This is a genomic window from Tractidigestivibacter sp. (assembly GCF_057241865.1).
Map to the genome: position 1 here is coordinate 19,855 of NZ_DBHHPX010000024.1, position 22,860 is coordinate 42,714.

General features: G+C 62.6%; 34 protein-coding genes. 25 read left to right on the top strand and 9 right to left on the bottom strand.

Going from position 1 to position 22,860, the window contains the following annotated elements; all coding sequences use genetic code 11:
* The first annotated feature begins 138 nt into the window (after window positions 1-138).
* The 23 genes from ACO59D_RS08680 (at window position 139) to ACO59D_RS08790 (ending at window position 15,095) form a co-directional block, all read left to right on the top strand.
* Complete coding sequence (locus tag ACO59D_RS08680; RefSeq protein WP_485126644.1) at window positions 139-891, top strand: zinc ribbon domain-containing protein; 753 nt, start codon at window positions 139-141, stop codon at window positions 889-891.
* Window positions 892-1,167: 276 nt separating this feature from the next.
* The gene (gene rplE, locus ACO59D_RS08685) at window positions 1,168-1,728 is read left to right on the top strand and encodes a 50S ribosomal protein L5 (RefSeq protein ID WP_130812719.1); all 561 of its coding nucleotides are present in this window, start codon (window positions 1,168-1,170) and stop codon (window positions 1,726-1,728) included.
* A gap of 69 nt (window positions 1,729-1,797) precedes the next feature.
* On the top strand, window positions 1,798-1,983 hold the full coding sequence (locus tag ACO59D_RS08690; protein WP_032110525.1) for a type Z 30S ribosomal protein S14: 186 nt from the start codon (window positions 1,798-1,800) through the stop codon (window positions 1,981-1,983).
* An 87-nt stretch (window positions 1,984-2,070) separates the two neighbouring features.
* A complete protein-coding gene (gene rpsH / locus ACO59D_RS08695) occupies window positions 2,071-2,469 on the top strand; it encodes a 30S ribosomal protein S8 (RefSeq protein ID WP_032110524.1) in 399 nt (132 codons plus the stop codon).
* Between the two features lie 31 nt (window positions 2,470-2,500).
* Complete coding sequence (gene rplF, locus ACO59D_RS08700) at window positions 2,501-3,037, top strand: 50S ribosomal protein L6 (RefSeq protein ID WP_485126645.1); 537 nt, start codon at window positions 2,501-2,503, stop codon at window positions 3,035-3,037.
* 61 nt (window positions 3,038-3,098) lie between these two features.
* Window positions 3,099-3,467, top strand: a complete 369-nt coding sequence (gene rplR / locus ACO59D_RS08705; protein WP_130812721.1) for a 50S ribosomal protein L18 — start codon at window positions 3,099-3,101, stop codon at window positions 3,465-3,467.
* A 9-nt stretch (window positions 3,468-3,476) separates the two neighbouring features.
* Window positions 3,477-3,998, top strand: a complete 522-nt coding sequence (gene rpsE / locus ACO59D_RS08710) for a 30S ribosomal protein S5 (RefSeq protein ID WP_130812722.1) — start codon at window positions 3,477-3,479, stop codon at window positions 3,996-3,998.
* A 2-nt stretch (window positions 3,999-4,000) separates the two neighbouring features.
* Window positions 4,001-4,189 carry a 50S ribosomal protein L30 gene (gene rpmD / locus ACO59D_RS08715; RefSeq protein WP_032110520.1) on the top strand — a complete coding sequence of 63 codons (189 nt, stop codon included), beginning with the start codon at window positions 4,001-4,003 and terminating at the stop codon, window positions 4,187-4,189.
* A gap of 11 nt (window positions 4,190-4,200) precedes the next feature.
* The gene (gene rplO, locus ACO59D_RS08720; RefSeq protein WP_130812723.1) at window positions 4,201-4,650 is read left to right on the top strand and encodes a 50S ribosomal protein L15; all 450 of its coding nucleotides are present in this window, start codon (window positions 4,201-4,203) and stop codon (window positions 4,648-4,650) included.
* Window positions 4,644-5,918, top strand: a complete 1,275-nt coding sequence (gene secY, locus ACO59D_RS08725; protein ID WP_130812724.1) for a preprotein translocase subunit SecY — start codon at window positions 4,644-4,646, stop codon at window positions 5,916-5,918. Before rplO ends, secY begins: the two co-directional genes overlap by 7 nt.
* A 62-nt stretch (window positions 5,919-5,980) precedes the next feature.
* Window positions 5,981-6,607, top strand: coding sequence for an adenylate kinase (locus tag ACO59D_RS08730; protein ID WP_130812725.1), 627 nt, complete (start codon window positions 5,981-5,983; stop codon window positions 6,605-6,607).
* Window positions 6,604-7,410 carry a type I methionyl aminopeptidase gene (gene map, locus ACO59D_RS08735; protein ID WP_485126646.1) on the top strand — a complete coding sequence of 269 codons (807 nt, stop codon included), beginning with the start codon at window positions 6,604-6,606 and terminating at the stop codon, window positions 7,408-7,410. The genes ACO59D_RS08730 and map overlap by 4 nt, the downstream gene beginning before the upstream one ends.
* Before the next feature lie 103 nt (window positions 7,411-7,513).
* The gene (infA, locus tag ACO59D_RS08740; protein ID WP_075575875.1) at window positions 7,514-7,732 is read left to right on the top strand and encodes a translation initiation factor IF-1; all 219 of its coding nucleotides are present in this window, start codon (window positions 7,514-7,516) and stop codon (window positions 7,730-7,732) included.
* A gap of 124 nt (window positions 7,733-7,856) precedes the next feature.
* Window positions 7,857-7,970: a 50S ribosomal protein L36 gene (rpmJ, locus tag ACO59D_RS08745; RefSeq protein WP_013252436.1), complete on the top strand. Its 114-nt coding sequence runs from the start codon at window positions 7,857-7,859 to the stop codon at window positions 7,968-7,970.
* 20 nt (window positions 7,971-7,990) lie between these two features.
* Window positions 7,991-8,362: a 30S ribosomal protein S13 gene (rpsM, locus tag ACO59D_RS08750; protein ID WP_130812727.1), complete on the top strand. Its 372-nt coding sequence runs from the start codon at window positions 7,991-7,993 to the stop codon at window positions 8,360-8,362.
* A 12-nt stretch (window positions 8,363-8,374) separates the two neighbouring features.
* Window positions 8,375-8,776 (top strand): 30S ribosomal protein S11, encoded by a 402-nt coding sequence (rpsK, locus tag ACO59D_RS08755; protein ID WP_059052952.1) that lies wholly within the window; start codon window positions 8,375-8,377, stop codon window positions 8,774-8,776.
* Between the two features lie 18 nt (window positions 8,777-8,794).
* Window positions 8,795-9,388 carry a 30S ribosomal protein S4 gene (gene rpsD, locus ACO59D_RS08760; RefSeq protein ID WP_485126647.1) on the top strand — a complete coding sequence of 198 codons (594 nt, stop codon included), beginning with the start codon at window positions 8,795-8,797 and terminating at the stop codon, window positions 9,386-9,388.
* Window positions 9,389-9,411: 23 nt separating this feature from the next.
* Window positions 9,412-10,353: a DNA-directed RNA polymerase subunit alpha gene (locus tag ACO59D_RS08765; RefSeq protein ID WP_130812729.1), complete on the top strand. Its 942-nt coding sequence runs from the start codon at window positions 9,412-9,414 to the stop codon at window positions 10,351-10,353.
* Between the two features lie 33 nt (window positions 10,354-10,386).
* On the top strand, window positions 10,387-10,887 hold the full coding sequence (gene rplQ / locus ACO59D_RS08770; protein WP_485126648.1) for a 50S ribosomal protein L17: 501 nt from the start codon (window positions 10,387-10,389) through the stop codon (window positions 10,885-10,887).
* Between the two features lie 190 nt (window positions 10,888-11,077).
* On the top strand, window positions 11,078-11,971 hold the full coding sequence (truA, locus tag ACO59D_RS08775; RefSeq protein ID WP_485126649.1) for a tRNA pseudouridine(38-40) synthase TruA: 894 nt from the start codon (window positions 11,078-11,080) through the stop codon (window positions 11,969-11,971).
* 28 nt (window positions 11,972-11,999) lie between these two features.
* Window positions 12,000-12,956 (top strand): putative manganese transporter, encoded by a 957-nt coding sequence (locus ACO59D_RS08780; protein WP_485126650.1) that lies wholly within the window; start codon window positions 12,000-12,002, stop codon window positions 12,954-12,956.
* Between the two features lie 46 nt (window positions 12,957-13,002).
* Window positions 13,003-13,794: a hypothetical protein gene (locus ACO59D_RS08785; RefSeq protein ID WP_485126651.1), complete on the top strand. Its 792-nt coding sequence runs from the start codon at window positions 13,003-13,005 to the stop codon at window positions 13,792-13,794.
* Between the two features lie 218 nt (window positions 13,795-14,012).
* A complete protein-coding gene (locus ACO59D_RS08790; RefSeq protein ID WP_485126652.1) occupies window positions 14,013-15,095 on the top strand; it encodes a glycosyltransferase family 2 protein in 1,083 nt (360 codons plus the stop codon).
* A 38-nt stretch (window positions 15,096-15,133) separates the two neighbouring features.
* Here the strand turns inward: ACO59D_RS08790 and ACO59D_RS08795 are convergent, their stop codons facing one another.
* Window positions 15,134-16,288 carry a glycosyltransferase family 2 protein gene (locus ACO59D_RS08795; RefSeq protein WP_485126653.1) on the bottom strand — a complete coding sequence of 385 codons (1,155 nt, stop codon included), beginning with the start codon at window positions 16,286-16,288 and terminating at the stop codon, window positions 15,134-15,136.
* 149 nt (window positions 16,289-16,437) lie between these two features.
* Between ACO59D_RS08795 and ACO59D_RS08800 the strand changes: the two genes are divergently transcribed.
* A complete protein-coding gene (locus ACO59D_RS08800; RefSeq protein WP_130812735.1) occupies window positions 16,438-17,445 on the top strand; it encodes a glycosyltransferase in 1,008 nt (335 codons plus the stop codon).
* Between the two features lie 85 nt (window positions 17,446-17,530).
* On the opposite strand, the gene ACO59D_RS08805 is transcribed toward ACO59D_RS08800, so the two are convergent.
* The 8 genes from ACO59D_RS08805 to ACO59D_RS08840 form a co-directional block, all read right to left on the bottom strand.
* Window positions 17,531-18,127, bottom strand: a complete 597-nt coding sequence (locus tag ACO59D_RS08805; RefSeq protein WP_485126654.1) for a DUF3592 domain-containing protein — start codon at window positions 18,125-18,127, stop codon at window positions 17,531-17,533.
* Between the two features lie 37 nt (window positions 18,128-18,164).
* Window positions 18,165-18,761, bottom strand: a complete 597-nt coding sequence (locus ACO59D_RS08810; protein WP_485126655.1) for a DUF3592 domain-containing protein — start codon at window positions 18,759-18,761, stop codon at window positions 18,165-18,167.
* Between the two features lie 73 nt (window positions 18,762-18,834).
* Window positions 18,835-19,167: a hypothetical protein gene (locus ACO59D_RS08815; protein ID WP_485126656.1), complete on the bottom strand. Its 333-nt coding sequence runs from the start codon at window positions 19,165-19,167 to the stop codon at window positions 18,835-18,837.
* A 10-nt stretch (window positions 19,168-19,177) separates the two neighbouring features.
* Entirely contained in the window at window positions 19,178-19,477 is a 300-nt protein-coding gene (locus ACO59D_RS08820; protein WP_485126657.1) for a DUF4176 domain-containing protein, read from the bottom strand.
* A gap of 66 nt (window positions 19,478-19,543) precedes the next feature.
* Window positions 19,544-20,977: a hypothetical protein gene (locus ACO59D_RS08825; RefSeq protein WP_485126658.1), complete on the bottom strand. Its 1,434-nt coding sequence runs from the start codon at window positions 20,975-20,977 to the stop codon at window positions 19,544-19,546.
* Window positions 20,978-21,024: 47 nt separating this feature from the next.
* Window positions 21,025-21,315, bottom strand: a complete 291-nt coding sequence (locus ACO59D_RS08830; RefSeq protein ID WP_485126659.1) for a hypothetical protein — start codon at window positions 21,313-21,315, stop codon at window positions 21,025-21,027.
* A gap of 43 nt (window positions 21,316-21,358) precedes the next feature.
* Window positions 21,359-21,640 carry a barstar family protein gene (locus ACO59D_RS08835; protein WP_485126660.1) on the bottom strand — a complete coding sequence of 94 codons (282 nt, stop codon included), beginning with the start codon at window positions 21,638-21,640 and terminating at the stop codon, window positions 21,359-21,361.
* A gap of 8 nt (window positions 21,641-21,648) precedes the next feature.
* Complete coding sequence (locus ACO59D_RS08840; RefSeq protein ID WP_130813130.1) at window positions 21,649-22,101, bottom strand: ribonuclease domain-containing protein; 453 nt, start codon at window positions 22,099-22,101, stop codon at window positions 21,649-21,651.
* Between the two features lie 171 nt (window positions 22,102-22,272).
* Between ACO59D_RS08840 and ACO59D_RS08845 the strand changes: the two genes are divergently transcribed.
* On the top strand, window positions 22,273-22,818 hold the full coding sequence (locus tag ACO59D_RS08845) for a transposase (RefSeq protein ID WP_485126661.1): 546 nt from the start codon (window positions 22,273-22,275) through the stop codon (window positions 22,816-22,818).
* The last annotated feature ends 42 nt before the right edge of the window (window positions 22,819-22,860 follow it).

Sequence of the window (22,860 nt, forward strand, 5' to 3'; positions counted from 1 at the left end):
GGAACTCACAAACCTCGTGCGCGGCTAGGCAATGCGCCCTATACTACTATGGGTGTACCCGCGTGGGATCCGCGTCCCATCGCCCACGGGGTGCGTATACATCGGACGCGCAAAGTCCGACCAACGGAAGGGAGCACAATGTACGGATACGGATATGGCTACGGCAGCCCAAGCTATGGTTATAGCCTTGGCAACGCGGGTGGGATCTTCGGCACCCTCATGGTGATCGCGTTCGTCGTGGCAATCGTCTTGGCGGTCCTTGGGTACCGCAAGTACGCAAGCGACGGGGCCGAGCGGAGCTTCAGCATCAAGGACAGCAGCACGTGGGGGCCATTCCTGCGCTTCGACAAGCTTGTCATCGACAAGATCTTGAAGGCCCTCTACATCTTCACCGCCATCTTCATCGCGCTGCTCTTCTTGGCGCTTGCCCTTGCCTCGCTGGCGGCTGGAGTCGTGGTGTTTCTCGTCACGCTCGTCGTCTGCGTGATCCTCTGCGTGATCTGCGAGCTCCTCGTGCGCGTGGGGTACGAGTCAGTCATGTTGAGCGTCATCATCACGCGCAACACCTCTGACATCAAGCAGATGCTGCGCAACCGTCCGGAGTCGCAGCTGCCACCCTTCGGTACGACCCCGGTGCCGCCGACGAACCCGGTGCCGCCTGCGGAGCCCGTGACCGAGGCACCTGCTCCCGAGGCTCCCGCAGCAGCCGCTCCCGCAGCGCCTGTGGTCCCCGTGCCTCCCACAGAGCCCAAGGACGAGTCCGCTCCGGCCCCCGAGTCTCCCGCTCCAGCCGAGAAGGCTGACGGCGGCGCTGCGTTCTGCCCCGAGTGCGGCGCCAAGGTCGAGCCCGGTGCCCGCTTCTGCCCTGATTGCGGGACCAAGCTCAACTGAGCCAAGCCACACAGGCTCGATTGATTGCTTTGCGACGGCCCTTCTCGCGCAGGCGGGGAGGGCCTTATCGTGTTGATACTGAGGAGAATTTCCCAGCGTGAAAGGCGAACGTGCCCACAGCTGGCACAAAAAAGCCGGAAACACTATCATTTGACCTCGCGTCGCTGGCAGGGGCTATGCTGTCTCGTGGCGTGGTACATGGCCCCTGGGGTTGCCAACCCAGGGGGTGCGAGAAAGAAACCCCGCACGTAAACCACCAAGATCAAAGGAGTGAACATGGCAGAGGAGAAGTACGTGCCCCGCCTCAAGCAGAGGTACTACGACGAGGTTCGCGATGAGCTGCAGAAGCAGTTCAACTACGCGAACGTCATGCAGATCCCTCGTCTCGAGAAGATCGTCGTGAACATGGGCGTTGGCGAGGCCGCAACCGATTCCAAGGCAATCGACGGTGCCGTTGCCGACCTGCGCGTCATTACCGGCCAGCAGCCGCTCGTCACGCACGCCCGCAAGTCCATCGCAACCTTCCACCTCCGTGCCGGCCAGGCCATCGGCGCCAAGGTCACCCTTCGCGGCGACCGCATGTGGGAGTTCCTCGACCGCCTCATCGCCGTTGCCATCCCGCGCATCCGCGACTTCCGTGGCCTTTCGCCCAAGAGCTTCGATGGGCGCGGCAACTACTCCATGGGCGTCACCGAGCAGCTGATCTTCCCCGAGATCGACTACGACAAGATCGACCGCACGCGCGGCATGGACATCACCATCGTGACCACCGCTCCCACCGACGAGGAGGGCAAGGCGCTTCTCGGCGCCTTCCATTTCCCGTTCAGGGCGGAGTAGACCAAACCATTGCAATGACCTCGCCCGGGATAGCCCCGGGCGGTCAGGATGCACCATGAAGGAGGATTTGTGGCTAAGACATCGATGATCGTCAAGGCGAACCGCGAGCCGAAGTTCTCGACGCGCAAGCAGAACCGCTGCCAGCGTTGTGGGCGTCCCCACTCCGTCTATCGCAAGTTCGGGCTCTGCCGCGTGTGCTTCCGCGAGCTGGCGAGCAAGGGCGAGCTTCCTGGCGTCCGCAAGGCGAGCTGGTAGGACGCAGGGCTCCGGCGTCCAGGCGCCCATGCCATGGGTTTGGGCGAACCGGACACGCAGGTTCATCATGACGAAGGAGAAGGATCAATGAAGATTACCGATCCCATTTCAGACATGCTGACGCGCATTCGCAACGCGAACTCAGCGGGCAAGGCCGAGGTCTCCATGCCCTCGACCAAGGTGCTCGTGGAGATTGCCCGCGTCATCAAGGAGGAGGGTTACATCGAGGGCTACGAGGTGGAGGACACCAAGCCCCAGAAGACCCTTCACATTACGCTTAAGTACGGCAACAGGCGCGCCCGCGTCATCCGCGGGATTCGCCGCATCTCCAAGCCGGGCCTTCGCATCTACTCCCAGGCAGACAAGCTCCCTCGCGTCCTGGGCGGCCTCGGCACCGCCGTCATCTCGACTTCCAAGGGCATGATGTGCGACCGCGACGCCCGCAAGCTCGGCGTCGGCGGCGAGGTCATCGCCTATATCTGGTAGAACTCCCGCTGAATCAAGATAGGAGGAGACAATGTCTCGTATTGGTAAGAAGCCTGTCCAGATTCCGGCTGGAGTCACGGTGACCATCGACGGTGCCACCGTCTCGGTCAAGGGCAGCAAGGGCGAGCTCACCCGCACCTTCTCCGAACTCGTGAGCGTTACTCGGGACGGTGACGTCCTTACGGTCTCCCGCGTTGACGAGTCCAAGGAATCCAACGCACAGCAGGGCCTCGTCCGCACCCTCGTCCACAACATGGTCGTGGGCGTCTCCGAGGGCTTCGAGAAGAAGCTCGAGCTTACGGGCGTTGGCTATCGTGCCGCGCTCAAGGGCAAGGACCTCGACCTCTCCCTCGGCTATTCCCACCCCGTCATCTTCGCCTGCCCCGACAACATCTCGTTCGAGGTGCCCGACAACACCCACATCACGGTGAAGGGCATCTCCAAGGAGCAGGTGGGCCAGGTTGCCGCCGAGATTCGCGAGAAGCGTCCGCCCGAGCCGTACAAGGGCAAAGGCATCCACTACGAGGGCGAGCACATCCGCCGCAAGCTCGGCAAGGCCGCCAAGTAGCACGTAGGACCAGGCACAAGACCATCACCCCGTCAGGTGATGGCGTGACTAAGGAGAAGGAATGAACAAGCAGCAGAAGAAGGCGGCGGGTCTCGCGCGCCGCAAGCGCCGCGTCCGCGCCAAGATCTTCGGTACCCCAGAGCGTCCTCGCCTCTGCGTGCACCGTACCAACGCCAATATCTATGCGCAGGTCGTCGATGACACCGTGGGCAAGACCCTGTGCTCTGCCTCGACCCTTGACCCTGAGTTCCGTGCGACCGGCAAGGTGGGTTCCAACAAGGAGGCTGCCGAGTTCGTGGGCCAGCTTGTTGGCAAGCGTGCCCTCGAGAAGGGCATCACCACGATCAGATTCGACCGTGGCGGCCGCATCTATCACGGCCGTGTCCAGGCTCTGGCAGACGGTGCCCGCAGCGCGGGCCTGAAGTTCTAGGAGGATTCAATGGCACGTGATCGTAAGCGCCAGCAGGACACGGACCTTCAGGAGCGCGTCGTCTACATCCACCGCGTCTCCAAGACCGTCAAGGGCGGCCGTCGCATGTCCCTCGTGGCTCTTGTCGTCGTCGGCGATGGCAAGGGCAACGTGGGTCTGGGCATGGGCCGCTCCACTGAGGTGCCCCTGGCAATCCAGAAGGGCGTCGAGGACGCCAAGAAGAACATGTTCAAGGTCCCCATCACCGATGCGGGCAGCGTCCCCCACGCGATCGAGGGCCACTACGGAGCAGGCCGCGTTCTCATAAAGCCGGCTATCGAGGGTACTGGCGTCATTGCCGGCGGCCCCGTTCGCCCGCTCTTCGAGCTCGCAGGCATCACCAACGTCCTTTCCAAGTCTCTCGGCACCAACAACGCCATGAACATCATCAAGGCCGCTGCCGAGGGCCTCAAGGAGCTCTCCAGCCCCCAGGAGACCGCCGAGCGCCGTGGCATCACCGTCTCCGAGATGTTCGTCGGGAAGGAGAACTAGCGATGGCAGAGAAGAAGCTCACCGTCACCCTCGTCCGCAGCGCCGTGACGCAGGTGAAGAAGGACCAGACGGCCACCTGCCGCGCCATGGGCCTTCGCAAGATAGGCGACGTCGCCGTCCTGCCCGACAACCCCAGCGTCCGAGGCATGATCTTCAAGGTCAAGCACCTCGTGACCGTTGAAGAGAACTAGGAGTCACCCAAATGCAGCTCAATGATCTGCGCCCCGCAGAGGGCTCCAGGAAGAACCGCAAGCGCATTGGTCGCGGCAACTCTTCCGGCCACGGCACCACCGCCGGTCGCGGCACCAAAGGTCAGCTCTCCCGCTCTGGCGGCGGTAAGGGTGCCGGCTTCGAGGGCGGCCAGCAGCCGCTCGCCATGCGCCTTCCCAAGCTCCCTGGCTTCAGGAACCCCAACCGCGTCGAGTACGCACCCGTCAACGTCGCCCGCCTCCAGGAGGTCTTCGAGGATGGCGACACCGTCGACGCCGAGTCCCTGGTTGCCAAGGGCATCATCAAGCGCACCTATGTTCCTGTGAAGGTCCTCGGTGACGGCGAGCTCACCAAGAAGCTCACTGTCAGGGTGGACAAGGTTTCCGCCTCTGCCAAGACCAAGATTGAGGCGGCCGGAGGAAAGGTCGAGCCGGCGTGCTAAACGGAATCGCCAACGCTTTCCGAGTGCCGGAGCTGAGGAAGAAGATCCTCCTCACCGTGGGGGTCCTCGTCCTCTATCGCTTCGGTGCGTACCTTCCCGTGCCCGGAGCCCCGTTCCAGGAGATGCTGAGCGCGTATGCCGCCGGCGTCTCCAGCGGGGCCATGGCAGTGCTCAACCTGTTCTCGGGCGGCGCGCTCTCGCGCATGTCCGTGTTCAGCCTGGGCATCATGCCCTACATCACCGCCCAGATCATCCTTCAGATGTTCCAGGCAGTGGTGCCATCGCTGGGGGAGCTTGCCAGGGAGGGTGAGTCGGGGCAGCGCAAGATTACGCAGTACACCCGCTACCTCACCATCGCCCTGGCGCTTCTCAACGCCATCGCCTACCTCTTCTACTTCAAGAGCTATGGTGTGACGTTCTCCCAGATGGGGATTCCCGAGGCACTCGAGAACGCCATCGTGGTCTTCACGATGCTCGTGGGCGCAGTGATCATCATGTGGCTGGGCGAGGTCATTACCCAGCGCGGCGTTGGCAACGGCATGTCGCTCATCATCTTCGCGAACATCATGTCGGGCCTGCCTTCGGCGCTCATCTCCTCGGTGACCACCAACGGCAACGCCCTCCTCACGGCCATCACGCTCGTTGTGATCGTCGCCATCGTCCCGCTCATCGTGTACATCGAGCGCGGTCAGCGTCGCATTCCCGTGCAGTACGCCAAGCGCGTGGTGGGCCGTAGGGTCATGGGCGGGCAGAACACCTACCTGCCCATCAAGGTCAACACGGCTGGCGTCGTGCCCATCATCTTCGCCTCTGCCGTGCTGTACTTCCCGGCCCAGATCGCGGTGTTCTTCCCTGGCATCGACTGGATCCAGACGGTCGCCAACGCGCTCTCCTCGGGCTGGCTCAACTGGGCCCTCTCGGTGGTCCTCATCGTGCTCTTCGCCTACTTCTACACCTCGATGGTCTTCAATCCCGAGGAGACGGCCGACCAGCTGCGCAAGCAGGGCGGCTTCGTCCCGGGGGTCAGGCCTGGCGCAGCAACGGCGGCCTACATCAAGAGCACGATCGACCACGTCACGCTTCCTGGTGCGCTCTTCATGGCCGTTCTCGCCGTGGTGCCCACCATCATCTTCTGGTTCACCAACGACACGCTCATCCAGTCGTTCGGCGGAACCTCGGTGCTCATCATGGTCGGCGTGGCCATGGACACCATCGCGTCACTCGAAAGCCAACTCAAGATGCACAACTACGAGGGCTTCTTTAAGTAGGCAAACCGTAGCGCTGGGTGCCGGCCATGGGGCCGGCACCCTTCTTTCGAAGGAGGATGCACATGAACATCGTATTGCTCGGTGCACCGGGTGCGGGCAAGGGCACGCAGGCGCAGAAGCTCGTGGAGGAGTTTGGCCTCGTCCACATCTCCACTGGCGACCTCCTACGCGCTGCCGTCAAGGCGCAGTCCAAGCTTGGCCTCGAGGCAAAGTCCTACATGGATGCCGGCAAGCTCGTACCCGATGCGCTCGTCATCAACCTCGTGAAGGAGCGCCTGATGGCCGACGATGCCCAGGCCGGCTTCATTCTCGACGGCTTTCCCCGCAACACTGCGCAGGCCGTGACCCTTGACTCCGAGCTCGCGGCCATGGAGCGCGACCTTGACGCCGCGCTTCTCGTCGACGTCAAGCCCGAGGTCATTGTCACGCGGCTAAGCTCCCGCCGCACCTGCCGCTCTTGTGGCTACACCGCACCTGCGGGTGTCGACGTGTGCCCGCGCTGTGGCGGCGAGATGCACCAGCGCGACGACGACAAGCCCGAGACGATCCAGAGGCGCCTTGATGTCTATCAGACGCAGACGGCCCCCCTCATCGAGTACTATCGTGGACACTCGATTCTCAAGGAGGTCGATGGAGACAGGCCGGTCGACGAGGTCTATGCCGACGTCAAGGCGCTCCTCACCGCATGATCCACATCAAAGAGCCTGAACAGATCGAGCAGATGAAGGCCGCCGGGGCTGTGTCCAAGGCGGCCCTTCGTCGTGCCGGGGAGATGGTTCGTCCCGGCGTCACCACGAAAGAGATCGACCAGGTGGTCGAGAGCTACATTCGCCTGCACGGCGCAACCCCAACGTTCAAGGGATACGGTGGCTTTCCCGCAAGTATCTGCGCCTCGGTGAACGAGCAGATTGTCCATGGCATCCCGTCGCCTGCCGTTGCGCTGCAGGACGGTGACATCATCTCGATTGACACCGGGGCCACGCTTGGTGGCTGGGTAGGAGACAACGCCTGGACGTTCTATGTTGGCAATGTCTCTGATGAGAGCAAGGGCCTCTGCGAGGTTACGCGCGACTGCCTCCGGGCGGGCATCGAGCAGGCCGTTTTGGGCAACCGCCTTGGCGATATCGGCGCTGCCATCCAGGAGCTCGCCGAGTCCCATGGCTATGGGGTGGTTCGCGACTACGTTGGGCACGGCGTGGGCCATGTCATGCACGAGGACCCCAACGTCCCCAACTTCGGCAAGCGTGGACGCGGGGTTCGCCTGCAGGTTGGGATGGTCATCGCCATCGAGCCCATGATCACCATGGGTGCCTACGACTCGCATACGCTCTCGAACGGCTGGACAGTGGTCACCGACAACCACCTTCCGGCCGCGCATTACGAAAACACGGTTGCCATCACCAAGGATGGGCCCATCATCCTCACGGCTGACGAGATCGGGCCGTGGTGCAACATGCAGGGCGGGGATGGGACGTCTAGCGCCCTCTCGTAGCGCAGATCTGCGCCTACGTTGTGCGATTTGAGTGCAACGTGGACGTTTGTGAGGATTTTAGGTAAGATATTTGGTCGCTGTCACAGCGTTGAGAGGGTTGAATTTGAGCAAACAGGATGCTATCGAGCTTGAGGGCAAGGTCGTCGAGCCACTGCCTAACGCCATGTTCAACGTCGAGCTTGAGAACGGTAAGACCATCCTCTGCACCATCTCGGGCAAGATCCGGATGAACTACATCAGGATTCTTCCCGGGGACAAGGTCGTGGTGGAGATCTCTCCGTATGACCTCACGAGGGGCCGCATCACCTACCGCTACAAGTAGGCGTTGCGCGCAGCGATTGGTTATTCACGCCTGCGGCTGGGCGAGAAGATATAGGCCAGGCAGCACCACCTGCCGGGCATGATGCACTACCAGTACAGGTACTTACTACTGGAAGGAAAGACACATGAAGGTACGTCCTTCGGTCAAGAAGATGTGCGACAAGTGCAAGATCATCCGTCGCCATGGCAAGGTATACGTAATCTGCGAGAACCCGCGCCACAAGCAGCGTCAGGGCTAGTAACTGAGAGGAGATTCACGTTGGCCCGTATCAATGGCGTCGACCTTCCGCGTGACAAGCGCGTCGAGGTCGGACTTACCTACCTTTACGGCATCGGCCAGACCAGCGCTACCAAGATCTGCGCGGCTACCGGTGTTAATCCCTCCACTCGAGTCAAGGACCTGACGGAGGACGAGGTCACCAAGATCCGTGACTACATCGATGCCAACTACACCACCGAGGGCGACCTTCGCCGCGAGGTGAGGCAAAACATCGCCCGCCTGATGGAGATTGGCTGCTACCGCGGCCTTCGTCACCGCAAGGGCCTCCCCGTTCGCGGCCAGCGCACCCACACCAACGCTCGCACCCGCAAGGGCAAGAAGCGTCAGATCGGTGCAAAGAAGAAGGCGTAAGGGGATAACACAATGCCGCAGAAGAAGAATGCCCGCACCACCCGCGTGCGCCGCTCCGAGCGCAAGAACATCGCGGTTGGCCAGGCTCACATCAAGAGCACCTTCAACAACACCATCGTCTCCATCACCGACCCCCAGGGCAACGTGATCTCCTGGCAGTCTGGTGGCACCGTTGGCTTCAAGGGCTCCCGTAAGTCCACCCCGTTCGCGGCGCAGCTCGCCGCCGAGGCCGCTGCCAAGGCAGCCATGGAGCACGGCCTGCACAAGGTCTCCGTGTTCGTCAAGGGCCCCGGTTCCGGTCGCGAGACGGCCATCCGTTCCCTCCAGGCTGCTGGCCTTGAGGTTTCGGGCATCCAGGACAAGACCCCCATCCCGCACAACGGTTGCCGTCCGTGCAAGCGTCGTCGCGTGTAGCTAGGAAGGACACCACTAATGGCAGTTGACAGGACGCCTGTCCTCAAGCGGTGCCGTCAGCTCGGCATCGATCCCGTCGTCATGGGAATCAACAAGGAATCTCACCGCCAGCCCAGGCAGCGCCGCCGCCAGGAGAGCGAGTACGGCACACAGCTCCGCGAGAAGCAGAAGGCCAAGTTCATCTATGGCGTTCTCGAGAAGCAGTTCCGCAGCTATTACAGGCTGGCTCTTAAGCGCGAAGGCATCACGGGCGACAACCTCATGGCCATCCTCGAGTCCAGGCTCGACAACGTCGTGTTCCGCCTTGGCTTCGCCCGCACCCGCAAGGAGGCCCGCCAGACCGTGCTCCACGGTCACATCACCGTGAACGGCCACCGCGTGGACATCCCCTCCTGCCAGGTGAGGGCCGGTGACGTCATCGCCGTAGCACCCAAGGCCAAGGACCTTCTCCCCATCAAGGAGGCCCTTGTCTCCTCCGAGCACATGGCTGTGCCGGCCTGGCTTGAGGTCGATATCGAGAAGCTCCAAGGCACCGTGCTCCAGCTTCCCAGTCGTGACCAGATCGACCTCGACATCGATGCCCAGCTCATCGTCGAGCTCTACTCCAAGTAAGCCGGCACAGTTTGGAGGTAGTAATGTCCGAGTTCATCCGGCCCACAGTGTCGGTAGAAGAGATCAATGACAACCTCGCACGCGTGAGCGCGGAACCGCTCGAGCGTGGCTATGGTGACACGCTGGGCAACTCGCTGCGCCGCGTGCTGCTGTCCTCTCTCGAGGGCGCAGCCGTCGAGGCCATCCAGATTGATGGCGTGCAGCATGAGTTCACCACCGTGCCGGGTGTCTACGAGGACGTCACCGATATCGTCCTCAACGTGAAGGGCCTCGTGTTCCGTGCGATGGGCACCGGCGAGGAGGCCACCGCCTCCATCAACGTCGATGGCCCCATGACGGTCACCGGCGGGGACTTTGACATCCCCACGGAGTTCACGCTTGTGAACCCCGACCACGTTATCTGCACCCTCGGCACCGACGCGCACCTCTCCATGAAGATGCGCATTGGCATTGGCCGTGGCTACGTCTCTGGTGACGACAACGAGCGCGAGAGTGACCCCATCGGGATCATTCACGTCGACTCGCTCTACTCGCCCGTGCGCCGCTGCGCCAAGTTCGTCGAGCCCTGCCGTGTTGGTCGCCACACCGACTACGACCGCCTGCTGCTTGAGGTCGAGACCAACGGCTCCATCAGCCCGCGTGACGCCATCGTCGAGGCCGCCAATATCATCAACCAGCATATGACGGCCTTCATGGGCCTTGCGGACGTCGACGAGCCACAGGAGGACGAGTCGATCTTCGCGACGGGCGCCGAGGAGGACAACGCCGAGCTCGACAAGCAGATTGAGGACCTGGACCTCTCCGTCCGCTCCTACAACTGCCTGAAGCGCGCCGGCATTCACTCCGTACGCCAGCTCGTGGAGTTCTCCGAGAACGACCTTCTCAACATTCGCAACTTTGGCGTCAAGTCCATCGAGGAAGTCAAGGACAAGCTTGAGTCCATGGGACTGTCCCTCAAGGCTTAGGCTGCCGCTCGCATCGCATAGGAGAAGCTAGACATGAGGCATAACAAGAAGAGGGGCATGAAGCTCGGCACCGATGCCAGCCATACCAAGGCAATGAAGAAGAGCCTGGTCTCTGCCCTGCTTGCCAACGATCGCATCAAGACCCTTGAGTCGCGCGCCAAGGCCATCCGTCCCGACGTGGACAGGGTCATCACGTGGGCCAAGAAGGGCGACCTGCACTCGCGCCGCCTTGCCATCGCCAAGATCGGCGACAAGGAAGTCGTACGCGAGATCTTCGAGAAGGCCGCTCAGGGCATGTGGGCCGACCGCAACGGCGGTTACACCCGCATCATGAAGCTTGGCCCCCGCAAGGGGGACGGCGCTGAGGTCGTCATCATGGAGCTTGTGACCGAGGCCGTCGCGCCGAAGGCCAAGGCTGAGCCCAAGGCCACGGTCACCAAGGTTGCTCCCGCACCCGCCCCTGCCGAGGAGCCCAAGGCCAAGGAGACCAAGGCCGAGGAGCCTGCCTCCGAGGCTGAGGAGAAGTCCGAGTAGGGCATCCTCCCATCGAGGCGATAAGGGTCCCGTCCAAATTGGCCGGGACCCTTTCAGCTAGTTGTCGGGAAGGTGCACGACGATGGGATAGCTCGCAGAGGGGCTGGGGTCCCTGCCCTGCCTGGGGAGCGTGCGTCTCGTGGTAAGCTCCATGCGTTGCAATCGTCTGCCGAAAGCGGGGCCCAACCACATGACAGGTGCACTACCCAGCCACCCGAGCGCCGCTCCGTGCGCGCCACCCACGCACAGGCCCGACCGTACCGAGCGGGACGTCCCCCTGGTGGAAGGGGTTCCTGCCGCAGGGACGCTCGTGCTTCTCGTGGGATATCGCGGCACTGCGTTTGCGGGGTTTGCCGAACAGCCCGCCCAGCGAACCGTTGCCGGAGAGCTGCGTCGCGCCCTCTCGACCGTCCTTCGTCGCGAGGTCGAGCTGGTCTGCGCCGGACGCACGGACTCTGGCGTTCACGCGTTGGCGCAGTACGCGAGCGTTCCCGTAAGCGAGAGGGAGCTTGGGCTTGCGGGGCATGCGCTCTCTCGCTCGATTGTGGCGTTGACGCCCGACGACATCTCGATACGGTGCCTCTACCGCGCCGATGCGCGCTTCTCGGCGCGCTTTGATGCGGTTTCGCGCTCATACCGTTACCGCATTGCGACGGGCGACGCACGCCCCGTGCTCGCATGGGATCACGCGTGGTGGCACCGGGGGAACCTGGACGCGGACGTCATGCACGAGGCGGCGGCCTGCCTGGTGGGGGAGCATGACTTCAGGAGCTTCTGCAAGGCCACCTCGGCCGAGGGGAAGTCCACCTGCCGCTACCTCGAACGGGTGGAGGTCTCGCGCATCGAGGAGGCGGGCGAGCCCCTTGTCGCCATAGACGTTACGGGCAACGCGTTCCTTCATAACATGGTACGCACGATTGCCGGCACGCTCGTCGAGGTTGGAAGGGGGCATCGCGAACCCTCGTGGGTCTCCCAGGTGCTTGCCGCTCGCGACCGAGTTGCTGCGGGACCGTGCGCTCCGGCGCAGGGGCTTACGTTTGTTCGAGTAGAATACCCCGATGGACTTCTTGCGCCCTGGGTGTAGCCCAGTGCCCTCTCATGGAGGATGCGTCTTGGACATATTCGTCGACGTGATCATCGAATCGGTGCTCGACACGCTCGAGCTGGTCCCGTTCCTGTTTGTGACCTACGTGGCCATGGAGGCCCTCGAGCACTCCGCCGAAGGCCGCATGCAGGGCCTGGTTACCCGTGCCGGCCATGCGGGCCCCGTGGCGGGTTCCCTTCTCGGTGCCATCCCGCAGTGCGGCTTTTCAGCCATGGCCGCCACGCTCTTCTCGGGCGGCGTTGTGACGGCGGGCACGCTGGTGGCCGTGATTCTCTCGACCTCGGACGAGATGGTGCCCGTGTTTCTCGCTCACCAGGAGCCCGTGGGGCGCCTGCTCTCGATCGTGCTGCTCAAGGTAATCGTTGGCCTTGTCGTGGGCCTCCTGCTCGATGCGGTGATGCGTGCCGTGCGCCATGTGGGCAATCCCGAGCCGCGCATTCACGAGCTCTGCGAGCGGGCCCACTGCCACTGTGATGACGATGGGGGCGAGGAGAGCGACGCCGTGGAGGAGGCCAGGCAGGGCTCTGGCGAGGTGCGCGGCTGCCACCATCACCACGGGCATGGCCGCTGGGGCATCGTACGCTCTGCTGCTATCCATACCGTGCAGGTGACCGGCTTCATCCTGTTTATCACCTTCCTCTTCGGCCTGCTCATCGAGGTCATGGGGGAAGACGTCCTCGCACGGCTTCTGGGCAGCCACCCCGTGCGCGCAACGTTGCTGGCCGCCCTTGTCGGGCTGATTCCCAACTGCGGAGCCTCTGTGGCCATCACCGAGCTCTACCTCGATGGCGTCCTGAGTGCGGGCCCCATGGTTGCGGGGCTTCTCGCCTCCGGGGGCGTTGGGCTTCTCGTGCTCTTCCGCACCAACGACAACCTGCGCCAGAACGTCGCTATCACCGCGTTCGTCTACGCGGTCGGGGTTGTCGTGGGACTTATCGTCTCCGCATCAGGTATTCTCTTCTAAACGCCGGGATGCCCGGCTCCATGCGTAGGCTAACGAAAGGGGTTCCATGGCTAGGCAGCGTGAGCGATTCGAGCGAATCGACGTACCTCGCGACAACCCGCATCGCAACCTCATTGCCGCCATCGTGCTTGTCGTTGTGTTTGTCGCCTGCGGGATTGTGGTTAACACGGCTTGGCAACGAGCCCAGGCGCAGTCGCACTTGGGAGACAGGGGCCTAAGCTCCTCGGTGAGCAAGACCTCTTCCATCTCGGATCTGGGCTATACCGTCTCGGAGCACAGCTTCATGGGCGTCCTGCTCCTCACGACGGACAGCCTGGACGCGTCCCAGAGCGGTGGTGCCAACCTCTCCTCGGCAGAGCTTCTGGTCTACGACAAGACCGCTGCTACGGGTACGCTCGTCTCCATCCCCACCAACGTGAGGGTCTCCTACAACGGGCAGGACACGACGCTGGCCGAACTCTTCAACAGCGCGGGTGCGGCTGCGTGTGTCTCGCCGCTCTCGACGGCCGCGAACCTGCCGGTCACGCATGTGATTGTCTCTACGAACTCGGTGTGGGACGAGGTGCGCTCGCTCGCCGGCGTGGGGGTCAACTCGCTGATAAGCCGTGCCTCCGAGTTCCTCTCGTCCATCCGTACCGACATGTCTACGCAGGAGATCCTCGATCTTGCCGAGAAGGTCCAGTCGGCAGGGACCGATGGCCTCTCGAGGCTCGACGCTCCGGTTACGGACGAGACGACCACTGACGAGAGCGGCAACAGCGTCTCGACAGGCAACAGCGTGATTGACCAGGTATCGCTTGGCCTTGCCGTGGGCACGCTTGTGAGCAATGGGGAATAAAGCGATTCGGGCGTGAGCCAAGCGCTCCGATTGGGGCGGCGAACGGTGGCAAGGAGCCACAGACTGTGTCCCTCTCCTGCACATTGTTTGTAGTAATGGTAGTTGCCCGGGTTTGTCACGCAGGCTTCACGAACGGCTGATACTCTTTCCTCAACATTTGATGGGGCTGTTACGTAGTCCACCAAAACGGTCTTCGGGGAGGAGAGTCGCGCCAGAATATGCCAGGCTCTGTGCACAGAGAACCCGTTGTCTCGGTTGTCGTCGCCACATGCGATAATGCCGCCACGATTCGGCGAGCCCTCGAGAGCATCCAGAACCAGACGCTGAGAGACCATGAGACCATCGTGGTGGACGATGGCTCGACGGATGGGACGCCGAGCGTCGTCGACACCATCGCGGAGCGAGACCTTTCCATTTCGCTGGTGCAGGCCGATGGGTGCGGCCTGGCAGGGGCCCTTGACCTTGGTGTGTCTCGTGCCCGTGGCCACTATCTCGTGTTCTTTGACGCGGGCGGATGGGCAAACCCTGACATGCTTGCCGACCTCGTGAGTCTTGCGGAGGAGTCCTCGCTCGAACTTGCCATCGCGGGCTTCTCGGCATCTGTCCTGCGAGACGGGCGACGCCAGGATTCCCTCGAGGCAGGCCAGCCTCTGCACGTCTTCCCAACCCAGCATGACTTCCGGGCTGGTGCCTGGCAGCTCTTTGAAGGCAATCTCCTCTCGTCGCCCTGCGCAAAGCTGTTCCTGCGCTCGCGCGTCCAGCAATTGGGCCTCTCGTTTGCCGACGGGGACGGCGATTGCAACGACGCCCTCTCGTTCATGGCCGGCTACGTGCGCGACGTCGAGCGCGTTGGCCTCACCGGACACATCAACTACTACGTCGAGGGCCGCTCGCCACAGCGTCTGCCGGGCTTCTCGGTGCGGGACTATCGCGCACTCGAGCGACAGTACGGAACGCTCGTGGGCCTCTACCACCACTGGGGACTCGACGGGGATCCCACCAGCATGGGTCTCATCCAGAATCGCTATTTCGAGTGCCTCGTTGACTGCGTCACCGGGGTCTTCTCGGACAGGTCGGGCCTCTCCGCCGAGGAGCGGCGGCAGCTGGTGGGGGAGATGGTCTCCTCTGACCGCGCGCGTCTTGCCGCCGATGTGGCGCGTCCGCGCGGCGTGGGCGCAAAAGCGATGCAAGGTCCCATCAGATCCGGCAATGCGGGGCTCGCCTACACCGAAGGCTTTCTCGCCTCGTTCATGAGGCGCGGTGGCGAGAGGGGCTTGGGCCCGTTCTGCACGTCGCTATGAGACAAGGGGACTGCCCCCTTGTCTCATAGCGTCATCCACTACCCCTTGCTGCCGATGCGCCCCCGTCGGTGTCGCATGAAGCTCGCAATCGAGAACCACGTGTAGCTGGGGCTTGTGTGGCGCAGGCGATACCATACCTCGCCGGCCGCCGCGGGCAGCATCGAGAGCCGCCCAACCTGTGGGTCGGGCCTGCCCGTGAACTCGCAGAAAAGCCGCTTTGCCGCTGGCGTCACCAGCGGCTGCCCCATCACCAGGCCGTAGTCAAGCCTCTGGTATGTTTGCGCTATCGCCTCGCGCACGCCGGGATAGCCAAGGCCAACCGCGTCGATGGTAAGGCCGCAGTAGCTGATGGCTCGCTTGGCCTGCGCCGAGAGGACCCGCTCGTCTGTGACCCCAAGGCGCTCGACAATGTCTTGCATATCGTTCCAGCGCTCGATGGGCAGCAAGGGGTCGCGCCGCGTGGATGACACGAGCTTCTCCTCGGTGTCCTCGCGGTAGTTGTAGTAGGGGCGATTGACGTATGCAATGCGATCCGTCTGGCAGAGGGTCTCCACCAGGAACGGGTTGTCGGCCCAAGCGGCCCCAGGGTACTCGCGGAAGCGAATGCCGCGCCCATCGAGAAAGGCCTTGCGATACAGGGCCGTCCAGATCGAGGGGTGATGCTCGAGCAGGGCGACGCCGTCCCCAATGGCAAAGGGCTGGCGCGGCGGATTCACGCGGTCCTGGTACAGGCAAACCGTGCGCAGCTCATGGGGGGTCCCTGCGTTAAAGATTCGCCAGTAGGATGACTTCACGATGTCCACTGGGCCACCATCGAGCGAGTCGGCAAAGTCGAGAAGGTCGCCAAACATGTTGCCGGTGAGGTAGTCGTCTGGTTCGACGATGGCCACGTAGTCACCAGTGGCACTATCAAAGCCGGCATTGCATGCCGCTCCGTAACCGGCGTTGGGCTTGTCGATTACGCGCACGCGGGGGTCTCTGGCAGCATGCTCTTGCATGATGCCGAGCGAGCCGTCGGTCGAGCCGTCATTCACGCAGATGACCTCGACGTTTGCGAAGGGCTGCATCTGGATGCTTGTGAGGCACTGGTCGAGGTAGCGCTCAACGTTGTAGGTGGGCACCACAACCGACACCTTGTGCGCAAAGCGCCTCTTGCCCCTGGGTGCCCTGCTGCCTGCATTCGTGGCTTCCACGTGACCTCCCTGCCGCCGACCGCCACGGTGGGTCCGCGGCCGTACCTTATAATACAGTGACTTGAGCGGTTCGGTGTCGGCCTGCCACGTGGTCCCCTGCCGAGACACGCCTCGCATATCGCACTGACCACCGCGACCTTGGATGGCACATGGATCGTCTCGCAATCGTGATAGTCACCTTCAAGCGACAAGAGCTCCTGGGGCGTCTCTTTGACTCGATCGCGGAGCTCACCGTTGCGCCATGGCGCGTTGTGGTGGTGGACAACGAGGATTCGGCCAAGACGGCCCAGATGGTTGCGGACTTCTCGGCGCGCGTTGCCTCGCAGTGGGGCGGGACCTCTTCAGAGCCCGACTCTGCGGGCGGGACGACACGAGTGGTCTACGACCCGCAGGAGACCAACACTGGGGGATCTGGTGGCTTCTCAGAGGGCGTGAGACGTGCCTTCGAGCTTGGAGCAGAGTGGTTCTGGGTCATGGATGATGACGTGGCTGTGCTTCCCGATGCCCTAGAGCGTCTTGAGCCATGGTCGGCCAGGTATGATGTGGTGCAGGGCCAGCGCTACGACTATGATGGCACGCCCTTCTTCTGGCAGCACCATTTCCTGACGTCGCTGTGCATCTACAATCCGCTTTCGCGTGCTGGCTTCAACGGTGCGGACCATATAGACGTAAACGTGATGTGCTTCGAGGGGGCGCTCTTCCGGCGCTGCGTTGTTGAGAAGATAGGCCTGCCCGACTACCGCTTCTTCATCTACTACGATGACGCCGTCTACGGCTACCTTGCCAGCAAGGTGTGCCAGCCCGTGCTGGTGCCAGACTTTGTGCTGAGAAGAACGCGAGAGGTACGTCACCAGGAGGTCGGTGCGTCCGGCATGCGCCAGATCTCTTCAACCTCTGATATGACCCGCTACCACATCATGCGCAACCGCGGCTACATGGCGCGCTACTTCATGCTGCACGGTGACTACAACCCCGTGGGTTACGGCTTTGGCACGTTCCTCTCGTTTGCCAAGGAGTTCCTGCGCTTGGCCCTGGTTGACCGCGGGCATTTCGGCCCCAGCTGGGCAAGGCTTTGGGCGGGCTACAAAGACTCCAAGGAGGCCTTGCGCGACCCTGCGTGGGAACCGATGCCGCCGCTGGGGCAGGGAGTGCGGTAGGGGGTCGTGAGTACGTTGTGCGGGCTTCGTCACGCGGCGGCAATGGCTCTTGTCCTCCTTTCCCTTCCGCGGGTGCGGGCCGCGATTAGGCAATGCTGACCGCAAGCCAAGCAAAGAATGCGCCCAAGGCGGCCAGCCCTATCACCCAGATGCGGAGGTTCATGATCCCCACCCGGTACCTGCGCACGGGCCTCTGCACGTAGGCGCGCGAGGGGTCGGAGGGGTCGTACCACACGTCCACGCCCGACCCCACCGGGTAGAGGGCGGAGAGCGCGCTCATGGCGTACCAGCCGTCGTTGGAGCGGGTGTCCACGAGCCTGTCGGCTATGGCCGGCCCCCTGAACGTCCTCGGCAGGCCCTCCCTGCTCGTGCAGTTGCACCTCATCCCGGGCGCGAAGGTGCCGGACTCGAACCTGGGGCCCTCCACCTCGTAGCGCACGCCCCCGACCTCGTAGGCGCACCTGGGGATGAGGTTGTTGCCGTAGGCGACGTGGCCTCCGCCCACGACGGTGCCCACGGCGTGGGCGGTGCAGCCGGCCGACTCGTCCTGCCTGCGGAGCATCCAGGCGAGCGGCACGGCCAGGGCGGCCGCGAGGGAGAGCATGACGATCGCCGTCAGGCGCATCTCCTCGGGCGATGCGCCGGCCGCGAGGAAGTGCGCGATTGCATGTGCGTCTGGCATATCGTCCTCCCACTCCCAAACCCTCGTCGCACGGCAGTCATGCCGAGAAGATCGATATCCAGAGAGAGAACAGCCCCGCGGCGGCCAGCCCTATCACCCAGCCCCGGAGGTTCATGATCCCCACCCGGTACCTGCGCACGGGCCTCTGCACGTAGGCGCGCGAGGGGTCGGAGGGGTCGTACCACACGTCCACGCCCGACCCCACCGGGTAGAGGGCGGAGAGCGCGCTCATGGCGTACCAGCCGTCGTTGGAGCGGGTGTCCACGAGCCTGTCGGCTATGGCCGGCCCCCTGAACGTCCTCGGCAGGCCCTCCCTGCTCGTGCAGTTGCACCTCATCCCGGGCGCGAAGGTGCCGGACTCGAACCTGGGGCCCTCCACCTCGTAGCGCACGCCCCCGACCTCGTAGGCGCACCTGGGGATGAGGTTGTTGCCGTAGGCGACGTGGCCTCCGCCCACGACGGTGCCCACGGCGTGGGCGGTGCAGCCGGCCGACTCGTCCTGCCTGCGGAGCATCCAGGCGAGCGGCACGGCCAGGGCGGCCGCGAGGGAGAGCATGACGACCGCCGTCAGGCGCATCTCCTCGGGCGAGTTCCCGGCAGCCAGGAAGTGCGCGATTGCATAGGCGTCTGGCATATCGTCCTCCTAAAGATAAGGGAAATTGCAGCAACAAAGTTAGGCATCGTCGAGCATCCAAAAGGGGCATGGGTTAGGCGCTATTGATAATCTCAATCCCAACTTGTGCATACATCCTGTCTAGACTCTCTTCGAGGTCGAGGCGAGCGGTGTTGATCTGGCTCTCAAGTGAGGAAAGCTCGTCGGGGAAGTATCTTCCCAAGGCGTACGACAGCTCTTCGATGTCGGAGAGCACGTGCCTTGCCGACGATTGGACCTCTTCGTTTGCCGCGGCTACGTTGTTGCGAGCGGCAACAAGCTCGCCAATGCGCCTCTCGGTATCGGCACGTGTCCTGCTCGGGAGCACTTCTGACGAAGAGTTGGAGTGTGCGTAGTGCGCATTTGCACCAGCGATTGCCTCTGGCATCGTCACTCGATCATCGTGCCGCGATGTTGCCATCGTTGTCGACATAGAGTTCCCCAAGTTGGCTGAGCTGCTTCTTGAAGGCAAGCTCCTCCTCGTCCTGGAACCCAATGAAGAAGACGGTGTCAATTGCGCTGTGGTCAAAGAAGTAGAGGGAGTCCACACCGGTCAGCCCCTCTGGGAAGAGGCATCCCGAATAGTCGTAGACATGCGTGTCACCACGTCTGGCCTGCACGCGGCCGGTAATCATAAGGCGCTTGTTACCATCTTTGAGAAGGACAACGGATCCAACTGGTAGGAGGTCCTCGTACATTCCAATCCGTCCTTTCTGACTGAGCCCAGCATGTTCAAGGAAACTAGATAGTGCAGGAATCGCAGGTTAATGGAATACGCTGTTCCAGCATTTTACAGAGTAGTCCTTCACTGCGGCAGGGAAGCCACCCCAATCGATATTTACGGATAAGCCAGCGCCCACACCTGCCCCTGCCCCAATTTCGAAGCCCGCCGAGTGCCGGGTGACCTCTCCTCCAGCCTTAACGCTTGCTCCTCCGGCCCCTCCCTCGGCCTTGACATCTAGCTTTATGCCGAGGACGGTGACTCCCCCAGAGAGTTCGCCTTTCACGGCGTAGGCACCGGCCTCGGCCTTTGCCGTGACCCCACCTGTATCAATTCGAGCGTTTGCTTTCGCCTCGGCGGTGAGAATCTTCATATTGCCATTGGCGTGTACGTTATTGTGCTTGTCGCCAGCTTGGATGTTACCTCCCATATCAAAGACGGATCCGGAGATCTTACCACCAGCATAAAGGCTGGGACGAATGTTCCCTTCGTCATCGAAGAGAGTACCGCCAAGCTCTCCCTTTGCAGTTCCCGTAAGAAGTTTTCCCTCTGCGTCCGCCTTCGCCCCATTGGTCTCTAGGGCGGCCTTGCCATGCAGCCACGTATATTCACCCTGTATATATGCGCCTGCTTTCGCTTCTGGTTTCCCCTCTCCGGTAAGCTTGAACTTTCCAAATGTTCCCGCTTTTGCGCTTGTGTCGTTTATTGCCCCGCTCAGCGTTCCCTTTACGGCCCCAACGCGAAGGCCAACCGACTGCATGTCGGATTTCTTGAGCGTCACGTCATTAGTCAGCAGGTCACCAACGGTCTCAAAACCTTCGTAGAGCTTGGCTTGGTCGACAGGGAGATACGCCTCGAGCCCCCGCACTCCCCATGAGTGGGTTGCGTTGTAGGAGGAGACTGAGAGTTGTGCCGTATCGAATGGCGCTCGATCCACCCCCTCGTAGATGCGCTGGGCCGCCACTCCGTAGGCGTCGTAGGCCTCTAGGATCGACTCGTAGTGATGAATGATGAGGTTTTGTGCCTCGATCAATAGTGAGTAGTAGGCACTGATTGCAGAGTCGTCTATGGTGATGACACTGCAGAGCATGCTTGCCCTATTGAGGTTGTCGATGGTCTCGTCGCGCTCGTCCTCAAGCCGACGAATTTCCTCCCGGGCCTGGTCAATGCGGTCCTGTGCCTCGTCCGTATCAAGGACCCCAGGGCTTGTCTCCGGCAGACAATCAATCTCGGATGCATTGTCCTTCTCTGCCTCCCTGAGTGACTCAAAGAAGACCTTGTACGCATGGAGAACGGGAACCTGTCCGCGAATCTGGGAGATAAGTGCCAGGGGCGCCTTTCCTGAGAAGCCCGCGAGGTGGATGCTGTTGAATTTGTCTATCTCTGCATCGCAACGGTCAATCTGCTTGTCTAGCTCGGTCACGTTCCTTTCAAGCACATCTGTTGCAGCCGTTTTATTGATTCGCATGAACTTCACCGGACTTCGTACCGTGGCGGGTGAGACACTTGGAGGCGAGCGCCCAATCAAGCCGTTGGCTGGCTGGAGAGCATGTTGCTCGCGGCAGCGTTATCGGCCTCCTGCAGCTGGGCGTATATCTGGTTGACCGCATCAGCGTTGCTGGAGACGGTCTGCTCCCACTGCGACAGGGCAGTTGGAATCTCCGCGCACACATCGTCATGAATCGCCGAGGCAGGGACCTGGACATCGTTGCAGATCTCCGTGAGGGTGAAGCTGACGAACTCAGCCTCGTTGCTCATCAGCTCTGCGACAGCAGATTGGGCAGCGGCGGCGCTGGCGATGATTGGAACCCCCATGGCTCCCCCCAAGGTATCGATCGATAGGATTTTTCGACTCACTTTAGCACTTCTCGTACATCGTGAGATGCACGTTGGGGTTTTCCAGGGCTACGCGAGCAACCACCGCGCAAAGCGTCCCAAAGAAGGCGCGGCGCTTGGGATCGGGGTCATCGCGGTAGCGCACCACGTCGACGCGGGTGCTCTCGGTCATGTCGCCAAGACAGTCCTCAAGGGCTGCGAAGTTGTTGCCAAAGTAGTCGGGGAACCTGAGCTTCTTTGCAATCTGCTGGAATATCTCCTGCTCGGAGGCGGGGCCCGCCTCGCGGATCTTCACGGTTGCCACGTCTTCTCCTAATAGAGCTGCTCGAAGGTCTGGTAGTGGTCCGGCGTGTAGTATATGAGCCCATCGTTCGAGTACACGATGCGCTCGGCTCCCCGTCTTCCACCCTGATAGTTTATGTCACACTCATGCCATGTTCGGTCTGGGGCGTCTGGCAGCAAGTGATCGTCGTTGTAGAAGACGCTTCCGCCGATGCTCTTGCCGGGGCACACCTCGTCAAGATTGCCCTTCTGCGGGTCCCAACCGGCCTTGCGCGCCCTTGTCTTTGAGATGAAGTTCTGTGGCAGCTCCCCATAGGTATGCAGGTAGAGGGCTACGTCTTCCTTGCTCGTGTAGCTGCCGTCCCGCTCAATGGCGGTGGCGGAGGACGAGACGCCCCCCTCGCTTGCCCCGGTTTCGCTGCAGGCGAGAAGGGCAGCGCCAAGTGTGGTTGCCAGCAGCACCGCCAGCAAGATGTGAGCCATGTTGCGAAGCTGTCCCAAGCAAAGGTCTCCGTAGTCGTGTGTGTCTTCGCGATTGTACGCTGCCAGGGCTCGCGGCGTCCTCCTAATGTGGCTGGCCAAATCTAGACACGCTTGAGCATGAGCTGCCGAAAGCCCGACAATGTGCCAGGGGGCACGGGAGGGGCTTGTTGCATGAACAAGACAACGAGAAAGAGGTACGGCCCCAAGTTCAAGATGCGGGTCGCGCTCGACGTGGTCAGGGGTGACAAGACGCTGTCCCAGGTGACGAGCGAGAGCGGCGTGGTGCCGTCGCTGGCGGCCGAGTGGCGCGACCAGCTCCTGGATGAGGGCGCCGCCGACGTCTTCGGCAAGGCCCAGAGGGCGCGCGAGGGGAAGGCGAGGGAGGAAGCCGCGAAGAGGGAGCACGACGAGCTGCCGGGGACGATCGGGCAGCCCGCCGTCGAGCGCGACCTCCTCCGCCGGTCTTGCGACGGGTGCGGCCACGACCCGGGAGAGGTCCCTGGCGGCCGCCGGCAGCCACGACGGCCTCACGCGCAGGCACGCCTGCGAGCTGCTGGGCGTCGCCAGGAGCAGCGCCTACTACGAGCGCGGGGACAGCGGCAGCGCGGCCCCCGCGGACGACGGGCGCCTGATGGCCGAGATAGACCGCGTCCACGTGGACAACCCCCCTACGGCGCGAGGAAGGTGGCGCTGGTCCTGCGCACGGAGGGCTGTTAAAGTCAACCCTAAATCTGCCAATCAGGGCAATACATCTGCACC

What these genes read in the sequence shown, in the direction of transcription:
- rpmJ (WP_013252436.1), top strand. Translation starts at nt 7,857, where the DNA reads ATGAAGGTACGTCCTTCGGTCAAGAAGATGTGCGACAAGTGCAAGATC.
- rplO (WP_130812723.1), top strand. Translation starts at nt 4,201, where the DNA reads ATGCAGCTCAATGATCTGCGCCCCGCAGAGGGCTCCAGGAAGAACCGC.
- ACO59D_RS08805 (WP_485126654.1), bottom strand. Translation starts at nt 18,127, where the DNA reads ATGCCAGACGCACATGCAATCGCGCACTTCCTCGCGGCCGGCGCATCG.
- ACO59D_RS08830 (WP_485126659.1), bottom strand. Translation starts at nt 21,315, where the DNA reads ATGGGGGTTCCAATCATCGCCAGCGCCGCCGCTGCCCAATCTGCTGTC.
- ACO59D_RS08810 (WP_485126655.1), bottom strand. Translation starts at nt 18,761, where the DNA reads ATGCCAGACGCCTATGCAATCGCGCACTTCCTGGCTGCCGGGAACTCG.
- rplQ (WP_485126648.1), top strand. Translation starts at nt 10,387, where the DNA reads ATGAGGCATAACAAGAAGAGGGGCATGAAGCTCGGCACCGATGCCAGC.
- map (WP_485126646.1), top strand. Translation starts at nt 6,604, where the DNA reads ATGATCCACATCAAAGAGCCTGAACAGATCGAGCAGATGAAGGCCGCC.
- ACO59D_RS08800 (WP_130812735.1), top strand. Translation starts at nt 16,438, where the DNA reads ATGGATCGTCTCGCAATCGTGATAGTCACCTTCAAGCGACAAGAGCTC.
- ACO59D_RS08820 (WP_485126657.1), bottom strand. Translation starts at nt 19,477, where the DNA reads ATGTACGAGGACCTCCTACCAGTTGGATCCGTTGTCCTTCTCAAAGAT.
- ACO59D_RS08845 (WP_485126661.1), top strand. Translation starts at nt 22,273, where the DNA reads ATGAACAAGACAACGAGAAAGAGGTACGGCCCCAAGTTCAAGATGCGG.
- rplR (WP_130812721.1), top strand. Translation starts at nt 3,099, where the DNA reads ATGAACAAGCAGCAGAAGAAGGCGGCGGGTCTCGCGCGCCGCAAGCGC.
- truA (WP_485126649.1), top strand. Translation starts at nt 11,078, where the DNA reads ATGACAGGTGCACTACCCAGCCACCCGAGCGCCGCTCCGTGCGCGCCA.
- rpsD (WP_485126647.1), top strand. Translation starts at nt 8,795, where the DNA reads ATGGCAGTTGACAGGACGCCTGTCCTCAAGCGGTGCCGTCAGCTCGGC.
- rpsH (WP_032110524.1), top strand. Translation starts at nt 2,071, where the DNA reads ATGAAGATTACCGATCCCATTTCAGACATGCTGACGCGCATTCGCAAC.
- ACO59D_RS08730 (WP_130812725.1), top strand. Translation starts at nt 5,981, where the DNA reads ATGAACATCGTATTGCTCGGTGCACCGGGTGCGGGCAAGGGCACGCAG.
- rpsE (WP_130812722.1), top strand. Translation starts at nt 3,477, where the DNA reads ATGGCACGTGATCGTAAGCGCCAGCAGGACACGGACCTTCAGGAGCGC.
- ACO59D_RS08785 (WP_485126651.1), top strand. Translation starts at nt 13,003, where the DNA reads ATGGCTAGGCAGCGTGAGCGATTCGAGCGAATCGACGTACCTCGCGAC.
- rpmD (WP_032110520.1), top strand. Translation starts at nt 4,001, where the DNA reads ATGGCAGAGAAGAAGCTCACCGTCACCCTCGTCCGCAGCGCCGTGACG.
- ACO59D_RS08815 (WP_485126656.1), bottom strand. Translation starts at nt 19,167, where the DNA reads ATGCCAGAGGCAATCGCTGGTGCAAATGCGCACTACGCACACTCCAAC.
- rplF (WP_485126645.1), top strand. Translation starts at nt 2,501, where the DNA reads ATGTCTCGTATTGGTAAGAAGCCTGTCCAGATTCCGGCTGGAGTCACG.
- ACO59D_RS08680 (WP_485126644.1), top strand. Translation starts at nt 139, where the DNA reads ATGTACGGATACGGATATGGCTACGGCAGCCCAAGCTATGGTTATAGC.
- ACO59D_RS08790 (WP_485126652.1), top strand. Translation starts at nt 14,013, where the DNA reads ATGCCAGGCTCTGTGCACAGAGAACCCGTTGTCTCGGTTGTCGTCGCC.
- rplE (WP_130812719.1), top strand. Translation starts at nt 1,168, where the DNA reads ATGGCAGAGGAGAAGTACGTGCCCCGCCTCAAGCAGAGGTACTACGAC.
- ACO59D_RS08840 (WP_130813130.1), bottom strand. Translation starts at nt 22,101, where the DNA reads ATGGCTCACATCTTGCTGGCGGTGCTGCTGGCAACCACACTTGGCGCT.
- rpsK (WP_059052952.1), top strand. Translation starts at nt 8,375, where the DNA reads ATGCCGCAGAAGAAGAATGCCCGCACCACCCGCGTGCGCCGCTCCGAG.
- ACO59D_RS08765 (WP_130812729.1), top strand. Translation starts at nt 9,412, where the DNA reads ATGTCCGAGTTCATCCGGCCCACAGTGTCGGTAGAAGAGATCAATGAC.